Origin of the sequence: Vibrio sp. Vb2960, assembly GCF_033337665.1 — a bacterium.
Lineage (GTDB): Bacteria > Pseudomonadota > Gammaproteobacteria > Enterobacterales > Vibrionaceae > Vibrio > Vibrio alginolyticus.
In genome coordinates this window covers 1-10028 of the sequence record NZ_JAWORD010000038.1, presented here as the reverse complement: position 1 = coordinate 10028, position 10028 = coordinate 1, and the positions used below count along the sequence as shown (strand labels likewise).

Genomic DNA, 10028 nt, shown 5'->3' with positions numbered 1-10028 from the left:
AGACATTACTACTCCTGACATCAACGTACACAAAATAAACAGAATTTTCTTCATGTGACTCCGAAAACCTAACGCCCAATTAAGGTGTGAGGCACGCGATGCCGATGCCGCCGCATACCGCCTTAATCACTAAAACCAACGCATTGCAAAAGTGCCACGCGTGCCGAATCACTCTTAAATTGTTTGTTAGTACGCTGTTCTTGAACCTTTTGACTTGCACCAAGATATTGAAATATAGCACGAAACTGTTAGCTTAAAACGCTGAAGCTAAAGGGACAACTGCGAAACTAGAACTTAGCCTCAAAACGCAAGTTGGCTAGAAGAAAAACACGCCAAACTAACCTATTTTGACCAGTTTCAAATTAGCAAAGGATTCGGTCACCGAACTTTGACAACCACACCAAAGAACCGAATTGAAGGCAAAAACCAACCACACAAGAGAAGCCGCACTCACGAAATAGCCAAAAAGTTAGAAGCCGTAAACGGTGAGGTCAAAGCGGAAACCCCGCATATAGTGCCACCGGAAAGAACGTGAAAGGCACGCCCGTTCAGGTGTAAAGCTGGTAAACAAAACCGATAAACACCTAAATTTTGACCTTTGATACCAATCCCGTACTAACGCCGCGTTAAGTGGTGAGCAACGCTACCACCTGACCTAAACCATTGTGCCGTAAACACTAAAGCTGAATCAAACCCAAAATGCCAAGCGTTGGGAATCCGTCTTAAACGCTTTGTTAAGCTACATTGCTCACAGGAGGTAGAAACTTATAGCGAGGGTACTTCACTTGAAGCAAGCTATATAGATCATGCTGAACACTAATAAGGTGTTGTTGTATCAAAGGCAACATTTCATACATTTGACTCGTCAAAAGCATTAATTCATTAACTACAGGTTGACCTACCAATTCGTTGATTTCAGCGACGTTAACATTACTGCCTATATCAATTTCATTTTCGTGAATTATCGCTTGATAGTTAGCTAAGTAGATTTTGTTTCTCTGTTCTATTTGAGAGGCAATAGAGCAGTAGTCCCTTTGTGTTTCATCTAATTGTGCTATCAATTCCGGACGATCTAAGCTCAATAAAAACATGGACTCTTCAATTTTTATTACATTAACTAAACTTGGGTCAAATGTAGTTGCGAGTACCGAGTATGCTTTTACATTTAGTGAGCGGTGCTCATGTTTTTTGAGGTTATTTTCACCAAACATACTTATATATCTAATCTGTCGGTCAAGCATAAAGAGTACATAGTTAGAGTATTTCACGATATCTTGCTCTTTATCTTCCCTCCTAGATTGCACCATCGCTAAAACCGTCAATATGGCGGCAATAGCACCACCTGCTGATATAAAGCCACCAAGGCTATTAAACACTTCAACTATGTTCTTTTTTTGATCATCTGCAAATGCCATGACCGTGGCAGCGAAATAAAACCCTAACACAAGCCAAGATAATCTCGATATATTTCGATTGATAATGTCCAATTTTGCTCCTTGTAGCTTAACGCCCTGTTAAGGTGTGAGCAACGCAATACCGAAGCCACCGCATACCACTTTAAACACTAAACGCAACGCACAGTAAAAATGCCACGCGTTGCGAATCACTCTTAAACAGTTTGTTAGTTGTATTGGCAGTAACAAAAAGCTAATTACCCAGAGATATATTCTAATAGCTCTGCAGCTGCTGCATTTTTCATCAATCGAGCTCTAGCCGGTCCTACATTGTAAATGCTTTCGATTAAAGTATCTTCTGTCATCTTATGTAGTTCTTCGATTGTGTTGATACCAGCTTCCTTTAATTTGTCTTTTTGCCATTGCGTTAATAGCACCAATACGTCAATTGGCTTTTTAAGCATTGATTGAAGAGATGCTTCATACTGCTGCTCATCATCAATATGCAAAACATTTTCACTACCACTATACGACGAGTGATTTTTACCAAATTCAGGATATTTGCTTAACAACAAGTTCTTGTAAAAATTGTAGGACTCAGAATGTGGACTACTCTCTAAAGATATCATACAACCATATTTAATCTCGTACCTAGCGCCTAACTCAGCTCGAGTTGCCCTAATTGAACTATTAATTTTACGAATAATCCCTGTATAAGTCAGAAGCCGTAATGCTTCTTTTACTGCTTCAGGAGCGTCTTTATGCACCCAAAAATAGATGGTTGATTCATCTAACGATTTTTCTTTTCTAGTTGCGTTGTAATCATTTACTCTTGGTATTACTGATTTTTCGATAAAATCTCTACCCCAGTCAATGACTGCCTGATGCCCCTTATACTTCTCACCTAGCTCTGTGTGTTCTTCCCATATTTGGCTACGATAAAAGGACTTAATAACAGTATTCGCATTGTTTACAGTCAACTTGCTAAGGTCTTGAATAGTCCTTAAGAGCATTCTAGGGTTACCGCCACTAGAAAGAGCTAACGTATTAAAGAGCTCTTGGTTTTTCTCGATGTCTCTTTTCAGTTTTTCATCTGCTTGCTTAAGCACAATTCCCTTGAAGTATTCCAAATAGTCTGAATCTTTTATACTTCTTTCAAGTTTTTTGTAAATACAATCATGTATAAGCTCGAATGACTCACCAAAATGAGTAACACCTGGATATATTGCTGCGTTACAAGTTATATAAGGAGACCTTAGATCTTTAAAAAGATTAAAAAACTGTCTTTGTTGTTCAGGTCTAAAAACGTGTGCTGCTTCATCGAAAAAAAAGATAATTCTAGCCAATCCATTTTCTTCACAAATTATCTCTATTGCTTCTTTTACATCTTCAATATCGGGAAGGCTAGAAATATCGATATTAGAAGTACCTTTATAGGAATCTTCAAAAAGTTTAACAATTTCTTTGAGCTCTAATTCAACTGCGTCTTCTGTATCGCTTTCATCATTACTTAATAAATTTGCAGTTAAACCAGAAACAACTAGACCTTTACGCCTTAATTTATTTAATAAATATTTTAGAGTTTTAGCTAACATCCAGTGATAAAACTGTAAGTTATCTTCAGTTCGTATCAAAGAGCTCATGTTAAAAGGAACAAACACTGATATAATAGAGGGGTCATCTTGCTCCATTTGAAGCTCGGCAACTCTCATTAAAAATGATTTACCCGTACCTCTAGACCCCTCAAGCAAACAAGGCTCATTTGATTTTAATGCAGTAAGGATGTTCTCGTCAGATGGGCTTACCACTGATAAATCGAGTATATCCGTTTGCTTAATACTTTCCGTTCTTAAATAAAATCCGCTCATAATATATTACTATTCTCTACCAAAGAGTTCTCTAATTCCTGAGATATGATTATATTGTTCTGTGACAAACTGAAGAGATTCTCGCTCAGTTTCTGACATTGATTTGGCGTAACGACAAATCAATGTAAATAATATTACGTCGCATACCTCTTCATATTTTCCAGAATAAAAGTCAAACAATGAAGGGTTATACTCTATTGTCATACCATCATTCCATGTTTCATTGTTTCCATGAACATATTCGGATAAACTACGATAAGTTTTCCGCGCTTTGCTTCGATACTCTGTCATAAACGAGTCACATTCAACAAAAAAAGCTTTCGAATACCTTTGAGATAAAACTCCGGATTCATCATCAATTAATTTTGACCATTTGATATCTGCTCGTCCATCAAGCCATTCATTCAATTCAAGCTTATTTGCGGAGAAATATGCAGCCGCTAAGCCCATTTCGAAAGCAAGTCTAAGAGAAGTAAAAGCTTGCCTATAGAGCCCTAAAACTAAGTTTAAGTTAGCTGATTCTAATTGCACACTAACCTTAGTTAAGATGGCTTTTTCTTGAGGGTCATTAAGCGTCTCCGATAATTCATAGATACAAGAAGCTAAGTGATGAAAATCACCTAGCTTCTGCTTGTTTTGTAACGATTGGTCAAAAATCGCTTGAGACTTATTATTCAGTTCAGCTAAGTATGCCGTAATGTCCATATGTATTCACAAGTGTTTGTTGTAAAAGCCCTTTTGGCAAGGGCCGCATTTAAGGGGCATCATACTGACAATTAACTAAAAATCCTAGTTGCATAACTCACAATAATGTAAACTCGGAAGAGATCACGTCACTCGTGATACAACTAACGCCCTGCTAAGGGGTGAGCAACGCAATACAAAGCCGCCGCAAACCACCTTAATCACTAAATTCAACGCATAGTAAATATGCCACGCGTTGCGAATCCCTCTTGAGCAGTTTGTTAGTTTGCAGACCCAAAGGGTTGATTTTACGTTATTTTAAACTTTGCAAACAACAAGCAATATGTACTTTGATGCACTTAAGTCAGGCGTAGTCTCAAAGCGGCTAGTCAATGAAACCACTTGGAACAAACAACGCCGCAGAAAGCGAACGCACAACACCAGAAACTGCTTTTGGAAAGACAATCTCACAATGCGGACTTTCAACAAATTCACTGAAACCACGTGAACTTACCACACCAGAGAAAACGTCCTCGCAGCGAGTAAATCTGCTTTTGTACCAATAAACTCACAGAGCAGAGTTTCAGCAAAAAAGTACGACTCAATTAACCCAAAAGTCGCCGCACCAAAGAACAAACCAACCGTTGAAACGATGCCAATTTTTGGATTTTTACCACGTTAATTAACACTGAAATTGAACGCCAATACGACAATTTCAACTTTGAGCTTTTACCACTAGATATTGCGATATAGCTGCGATTTTCCTCTTGCAAACTAACGCCTTGTTAAGGTGTGAGGCACGCAATACCGAAGCCTCCGCATACCACCTTAACCACTAAAACCAACGCATAGTAAAAATGCCACGCGTGCCGAATCACTCTTGAACAATTTGTTAGCCCTTTTTCAAAAGGTTAAGACTTGTATACGACAACCAAACCACCAAGATTGCCAGTAAGTTTAGAGAAACTGTTACTTCATTAACATTCACACTTATCGGTACTTCAACTCCAAAAGAAAAGGCTAAGGAAAAGTTAGGTGTTTCTATGCCTATCATCTGAATTAAATAAAGAACGATCATTAACTTAAATACCCAAAGCTTCTTTTTTAACAACCCGTAAAAACTAGACAAGTTCAAGCTTAGCATCACTAAAACAATTGCAAATGTGAGAAAAAGACTCGAAGAGCTCAATTGATTTACTTGGGCAAGCAAGGTAAATAGTAGAAACAGAGTAACTGCAACAGATATACCCTGCAAAAACAGCAAGAACTTTGTTCTTTTTAAATGATTTTCAAACAATTTTATATTTTCTCCTTGAGGGCTAACGCCCTGTTAAGGTGTGAGCAACGCAATACCGATGCCGCCGCATGCCACCTTAAACACCAAACGCAACGCATAGTAAAAATGCCACGCGTTGCGAATCACTCTTAAACAGATTGTTAGCTTACTTTTTTCTCGATATATATACTCTCAGCCAATCCTCAAACAATTTAATGGCGGAGTTTATCTCAGGAGTAAATTTATCGTGTTTAGAGTCGTCTCCCAAGTGGTAAAGTATAGAGCGTTCATTAGCTTGTTCTTCTTTATTTTTCCAGTTTCCCTCTTCGGGGTGCTTGTATCTATGAAGCATATCTTGAATCGCCATAAGCAATTCACCTCTACAACGCCTTAACGGTACAATTTTATCCTGATGCTCAGAGCCCCATTCAACCAGAGCCTCTAAATTAAGTTCTTCTAATTCAGAAAATGCAGCATCCATTTTTTTCCACCGTTCTTGGTATACATGGGAGTTTCCCTCATACCGGCTTTCAGATTTCAAGTGCCCTGAATGGGTCGTTAGTTCTTCAGGGTATTCGTACCCCATAATCGCAGGTTTTCTAACATGCTTGAAAGCTTCGCGAACCTTATAGACGGAACGAAGAACGTCTTTTGCAAGCTAATATTCTGATTTACCTTTTAACTCTCTTTGCCAAGTACTTAGCCCACGATAGGCTATAAACGCAGCACCAAATGCTGAACCTGCGACCACAATGTCTTTTATTATCGGTAACCACGTACTACTCACTTAGAAATCCTCACTTGAAAAATGCGTGGTAAGCTAACGCCGCATTAAGGTGTGAGCGACGCTTGGCTATACTTGAGCGAAGCGAAAATGCCAAGCGTTGCGAATCACTCTTAAATGCTTTGTTAGCTTACTTTCTCGACCATTTTTCATAGGTGCTTTCGCATTCACTACACTTAAAAAGGCTTAGATTCGACTGGTTAGCTTGTAAGCTTATAGTCTTAGGTATTCTACTTGGCTTACTACTGAACTGTATTGTGAAGTGTAATTCAGTTACATAAGCATCATTTTCTATTCTCTTTCCAACCACAACTTCGTCTATATCTAAGTTATTGAATGAGTATATGTTGTTGCCATCGTAGTTAATAAAAACATTCTTGTTAGCTTCTGAAACATAGTTAATACCCTCAGGATATTTGGACTCGTTACATCCACTCAAGATTGCGAGACAAATTAGATATATTGCTTTTTTCATGTTTTCTCTATTACTTCATCAGTTTCGCAAATGATACCACTTTATGAATTGCCTTATCGACATACGATAAGAAATTAAGCTAACGCCGCATTAAGGTGTGAACAACGCGACCACTGAACCTAACCATACCACCGTAAACACTGAACTCAACGATGGAATGAAAAATGCCAAGCGTTGAGAATCACCCTTAAATGCTTTGTTATGGCGCTGAACTTGAAGCTAACTGCTGAACGTCTATGAGGTCTACTTCCCTACCCAATATTCGCTTATATTCTACCAACTGATGAACCGGAATGACCTGTAATTCAATACCTTGATAGCTTTTGACAACTGACTTTGAGAAGTCGATTTCAAGTTCGTGCCACGAACCATTCAGTGAAGATTGGATCTTGGTATGTTGAGCCAAACCTATTTCAATTTTTTGATTTCGATAGATTAACTGAAAATACTCTAAGTCCCAGCCATATTCCGAGTAACGAGTAAGTGGCTTAGAAACATACTGTGAAACGTGAGCTAATACTTTTTTTGCATCTGAATTGTGGATATAGAGGTCGATGTCTGCGACTTCACGACTGCCACCATGAATCGTTGCCGCCAACCCACCGACTATTTGATACTCGATATTCTCCGATTCCAAAAGACCTTTGAGCCAGTTCAAGGCTACTTTTACTTTCTCGCTCATAGAGTTCCCTTAGCTGATTCTATCCCTGCGCCATAACGCCCTGTTAAGGGGTGAGCAACGCAATACCGAAGCCTCCGCAAACCACCCTAAACACTAAAATCAAAGCATAGTAAAAATGCCACGCGTTGCGAATCCCTCTTGAACAGTTTGTTATGTGCGTGCTAATTAAGGTACTTTTGCCAATGTTGCTGCCCTTTCAAAACTACTCTGTAATCTTCGTAGTCCAATGACCTGTAAAGCTTTTTAGCTGCAACATTATCATCACCGACCTCTAGTGTGATTTTGAGGTAATCATTATCACGACAATACTGTTCGATACCATTCAGTTGCGCTTTGCCCACACCTTTACCACGAAAGTTGTCCGACACCATAAAGTCATGGATATTCATCACTCTTTGCGCACGATAAGTTGAAAACGATTCAAAGCAAACCGCAAAACCGGCGGGCTTATCGTCGACAAAACTGATAAATCCGTGGAAATAAGGCAATGCAAATAACTGAGCAATTACTGAGAGATCTAGCTCAACTGAGAATCCAGATAGGTACTCTCTAAACAAAGTCTCGAATATACCTTTGTCCTCAATGCTTTCTGTTTCGATACGCCTGATTGTGATTTCCATATCCATTTCCACCAAAGCACATAACGCCCTGCTAAGGGGTGAGCAACGCAATACAAAAGCCGCCGCAAACCGCCTTAATCACTAAATTCAACGCATAGTAAAAATGCCACGCGTTGCGAATCCCTCTTGAGCAGTTTGTTAGTTTTCAAACCCAAAGCATTGATTTTACGTTATTTTAAACTTTGCAAACAATAAGCTTTAAGTGTTTTGATGCACTTAAGTCAGGCTTAGTCTCAAAGCGGCTACTCAATGAAACCACGTGAATTTTCCACACCAGAGAAAACGTCATTTCAGCGAGTAAATCGGCTTTTGCACAGACAAACTCAAAGAGCAGAGTTTCAGCGAAAAAGTTCAACTCAGTTAACCCAAAAGGCGCCGCACCAAAGAACAAATCAACCGTTGAAACGATACCAATTTTGAGTTTACACCACGCAAGTTAACACTGAAATTGAACGCCGATACGACAATTTCAACTTTGAACTTTTACCACTAGATCTGGCGGTACAGCTGCGTTTTTCCTCTTGCAAACTAACGCCCTGTTAAGGGGTGAGCAACGCAATACCGAAGCCGCCGCATACCACCTTAAACACTAAAACTAACGCATAGTAAAAATGCCACGCGTTGCGAATCCCTCTTGAACAGTTTGTTAACTGAGCGCCTTTCAGTTTTCGCCGTTCTTTCAGCCACTTTCGCCAAAGCTCGTTTTGCTAATTAATGATTAGAAAAGCTAACCCAAATATGCATTTAACCAAAAGATTACCGTTTATCTTTAGTTTGAAATGCGTCTCACAACACCATACTTCGGCGATGTAAGTGCGCCGAACTAATCGCGAATGCCTTATTTTATTAGAAGGCTTTGTGCCGCCTTTCACATCAGTAAACTTAAGTATAAAACTGAAATTATTCGCATTAGCTCAGCTAAGGAAACCGACCGAACACGCTAAACCTCTGAACCTAGAAACTGCATCATTGTTCTTTCGTATTTTCTGCGCCAGTTAACGCCCTGCTAAGGGGTGAGCAACGCAATACCGAAGCCGCCGCAGACCACCTGAATCACTTAATTCAACGCATAGTGAAAATGCCACGCGTTGCGAATCCCTCTTGAGCAGTTTGTTAGTCGCGAGGCACCAAGCGGCAATTTTAAGCCAAACTAAACTTTGTGAACAACAAACTTTATGTGCTTTGATGCATTTAAGTCAGGCGTAGCCTCAAAACGGCTACTCAATGAAACCACTTAGAAAAAACAGCGCCGCAGAAAACGGACTGACAACACCAAAAAGAGCCTTTGGAAAGCCAATCTCACAGTGCGGACTTTCAACAAAGTCACTGAAACCACGTAGAACTGACAACACCAGAGAAAACGTCATTTCAGCGAGTAAATCGGCTTTTGTACCCAACAAACTCACCGAGCAGAGTTGCAACCGAAAACAGAATCTCGATTGCCCTGCTCTGTCAGCACCAAAGAACAAACAACCGCTTGGACACTTGCAAAACTATGGACTTAAAACTGCTGAAACTGAGCTTTGACCATCGACGATGAATCTGTATACCAAACAAACAGCTGCCACATTTTGAGCTTAGAAACATGATTTTGACTGCTAGCTTTTTCTGGCGACTAACGCCCTGTTAAGGGGTGAGCAACGCAATACCTAAGCCGCCGCATACCGCCTTAAACACTAAAACCAACGCATAGTGAAAATGCCACGCGTTGCGAATCCCTCTTAAACAGTTTGTTAGCTGTGTTTTACAACACGAGCTTTGCTCCCAACATACCGAGTACTGCGATAGTTACCATCGTAAACCAAAGGTAAATCATAAAAGATAGGCATAACGAAAATAAACCTCTCACAGCTTTATCTAAGTTTGCACCTTCATCGTGCTGTAAAAAATACGCTAGTTCTGCTGTAGGTATTGACCCAGCAAAACTCTTAAATTTGAGCTTTACCATCATCAGGCCCATTGAGACTGGAAGACTAGATACTAGTAAAATGATTCCCACCGAAATCCAGACATTCTCGGGGGATTCATTACCTAAAACTACTGCTGCCCCGAACAACACTAAAAGCATTCCCAGAAAGCCCTTAAAAGATGACAACAACGAGTCTCTTGTTTTTATATACAGCCAGAATAGCGGCTTATCGTATTTTCTCATTTTTTCCTTAAACAGCTAACGCCGCATTAAGGTGTGAGCAACGCTACCACAAAACTAAACCATACCACCGTAAACACGAAACCAACGATGAAA

10 protein-coding genes are annotated in these 10028 nt (G+C 39.7%); all 10 read right to left on the bottom strand.

Translation table 11 applies throughout. The features are described from left to right. Nucleotides 1-734: 734 nt before the first annotated feature. A complete protein-coding gene (locus tag R7O03_RS21955; protein ID WP_318132029.1) occupies nucleotides 735-1487 on the bottom strand; it encodes a hypothetical protein in 753 nt (250 codons plus the stop codon). Between the two features lie 164 nt (nucleotides 1488-1651). Continuing rightward, nucleotides 1652-3262, bottom strand: a complete 1611-nt coding sequence (locus R7O03_RS21950; RefSeq protein ID WP_207220420.1) for a hypothetical protein — start codon at nucleotides 3260-3262, stop codon at nucleotides 1652-1654. 9 nt (nucleotides 3263-3271) lie between these two features. Continuing rightward, on the bottom strand, nucleotides 3272-3967 hold the full coding sequence (locus tag R7O03_RS21945; protein ID WP_130545445.1) for a hypothetical protein: 696 nt from the start codon (nucleotides 3965-3967) through the stop codon (nucleotides 3272-3274). An 871-nt stretch (nucleotides 3968-4838) separates the two neighbouring features. Continuing rightward, complete coding sequence (locus R7O03_RS21940; protein WP_005494818.1) at nucleotides 4839-5243, bottom strand: hypothetical protein; 405 nt, start codon at nucleotides 5241-5243, stop codon at nucleotides 4839-4841. Nucleotides 5244-5388: 145 nt separating this feature from the next. Further along, complete coding sequence (locus R7O03_RS21935) at nucleotides 5389-5703, bottom strand: hypothetical protein (RefSeq protein ID WP_171345251.1); 315 nt, start codon at nucleotides 5701-5703, stop codon at nucleotides 5389-5391. A 977-nt stretch (nucleotides 5704-6680) separates the two neighbouring features. Then, the gene (locus R7O03_RS21930; protein ID WP_318132028.1) at nucleotides 6681-7163 is read right to left on the bottom strand and encodes a nucleotidyltransferase domain-containing protein; all 483 of its coding nucleotides are present in this window, start codon (nucleotides 7161-7163) and stop codon (nucleotides 6681-6683) included. 161 nt (nucleotides 7164-7324) lie between these two features. Further along, nucleotides 7325-7783, bottom strand: coding sequence for a GNAT family N-acetyltransferase (locus R7O03_RS21925; protein ID WP_318132027.1), 459 nt, complete (start codon nucleotides 7781-7783; stop codon nucleotides 7325-7327). 175 nt (nucleotides 7784-7958) lie between these two features. Further along, a complete protein-coding gene (locus R7O03_RS21920) occupies nucleotides 7959-8174 on the bottom strand; it encodes a hypothetical protein (protein ID WP_318132026.1) in 216 nt (71 codons plus the stop codon). Nucleotides 8175-9000: 826 nt separating this feature from the next. After that, entirely contained in the window at nucleotides 9001-9189 is a 189-nt protein-coding gene (locus R7O03_RS21910; protein ID WP_225495367.1) for a hypothetical protein, read from the bottom strand. Nucleotides 9190-9527: 338 nt separating this feature from the next. Then, nucleotides 9528-9935: a hypothetical protein gene (locus R7O03_RS21905; protein ID WP_171345237.1), complete on the bottom strand. Its 408-nt coding sequence runs from the start codon at nucleotides 9933-9935 to the stop codon at nucleotides 9528-9530. Nucleotides 9936-10028: the final 93 nt, after the last annotated feature.

Coding starts and splice junctions, on each gene's coding strand:
- R7O03_RS21935 (WP_171345251.1), bottom strand. CDS start 5,703: ATGGATGCTGCATTTTCTGAATTAGAAGAACTTAATTTAGAGGCTCTG.
- R7O03_RS21950 (WP_207220420.1), bottom strand. CDS start 3,262: ATGAGCGGATTTTATTTAAGAACGGAAAGTATTAAGCAAACGGATATA.
- R7O03_RS21930 (WP_318132028.1), bottom strand. CDS start 7,163: ATGAGCGAGAAAGTAAAAGTAGCCTTGAACTGGCTCAAAGGTCTTTTG.
- R7O03_RS21905 (WP_171345237.1), bottom strand. CDS start 9,935: ATGAGAAAATACGATAAGCCGCTATTCTGGCTGTATATAAAAACAAGA.
- R7O03_RS21945 (WP_130545445.1), bottom strand. CDS start 3,967: ATGGACATTACGGCATACTTAGCTGAACTGAATAATAAGTCTCAAGCG.
- R7O03_RS21925 (WP_318132027.1), bottom strand. CDS start 7,783: ATGGAAATCACAATCAGGCGTATCGAAACAGAAAGCATTGAGGACAAA.